Source organism: Streptomyces milbemycinicus, from assembly GCF_002154605.1.
In the GTDB taxonomy this organism is placed as follows: Bacteria; Actinomycetota; Actinomycetes; order Streptomycetales; family Streptomycetaceae; genus Streptomyces; species Streptomyces milbemycinicus.
In genome coordinates, this window is sequence record NZ_MUNE01000983.1 from 308 (window position 1) to 1,309 (window position 1,002).

At 69.1% G+C, this 1,002-nt stretch carries 1 protein-coding gene and 1 pseudogene (1 of these 2 running past the window's edge); one reads left to right on the forward strand and one right to left on the reverse strand.

The genetic code is table 11. The annotated features are described in order from the left end of the window. Window positions 1-112: 112 nt before the first annotated feature. Complete coding sequence (locus CCN51_RS49965; RefSeq protein WP_014178574.1) at window positions 113-367, reverse strand: hypothetical protein; 255 nt, start codon at window positions 365-367, stop codon at window positions 113-115. A gap of 279 nt (window positions 368-646) precedes the next feature. On the opposite strand from CCN51_RS49965, the pseudogene CCN51_RS59775 reads away from it, so the two are divergent. Continuing rightward, window positions 647-1,002: pseudogene (locus CCN51_RS59775) on the forward strand (serine/threonine-protein kinase) (its annotated part continues 130 nt past the right edge of the window); the annotation flags it as partial.

The following is a 1,002-nucleotide window of genomic DNA, read 5'->3' on the forward strand; positions in this document are numbered from 1 at the left end:
AGGCACGGGCTTAGGCGCGCGTCGCCGTAACAACAGATGTGCGGGTCCTTGGCGTCATGAACGCCGGGGACCCGCACCGCGTGGCACCCCCCGCGTGGTCTCCGTCCCCCGGTCACTCGATCGCGTGCGTCCGCTTCTCCAGCGCCTCGATGGAGAGCCGGGCCTGCGTCAGTTCGTCGAGGCTGCGGCGGTGCAACTCCAGGTTGTCCTCCATCAGCTTCGCGTACTTCAGCGCCAACTGCTTGTACTGCTCCTCGCGCGCGCTCAGCATCCGGGCCCGCCATGTGACGGCGATCTGCCAGACGACCACGATCAGGAGCAGGAAGGTTCCGCCTGCGCCGACCACTCCTGCGGCTTCGCCGTTCATTGGTCTGTCCCGTTCTTCTTGAGAACTTCCTGCACATCACGCTGGCAGCCGCCGTAGCGCGCGTCAAAGCGAACCGGGCCATTTCCGGGGTAGTTGGGGGAGGGTCAGGGACTTCTCAGGGTTCCCCCCGATGTCCTTCCGATGCCCGATCGAGCCCGTTCGTTGCCCGGGATCGGTCTGCCGCCCATGCGACCCGCCCTTTAGGCTGAGGCAGCTTCACACCTACACACCTACGTACGCGCACATGCCGTGCCGACAGGCACTCGGGGAGGGGTTGCGGTGCCGCTGAGCGCCGGTGATCCGAAGACCATGGGCGACTACCGGCTGCTGGACCGGCTCGGTTCCGGCGGCATGGGCGTCGTCTATCTGGCGCGTTCGGCCTCGGGCCGACAGGTCGCGGTCAAGGTGGTGCACGCGCAGTTCGCCGAGGACGAGGAGTTCCGGACCCGCTTCCGGCAGGAGGTCGCGGCGGCCCGGCGGGTGAGCGGCGCGTTCACCGCGCCCGTCGTGGACGCCGACCCGGACGCCGAACGCCCCTGGATGGCGACCCTGTACGTGCCGGGGCCGACGCTCTCCGAGCGGCTGACCGAACACGGCCCGCTGAACGCGGCCGAGCTGCGGCAGCTGGCGCTGGG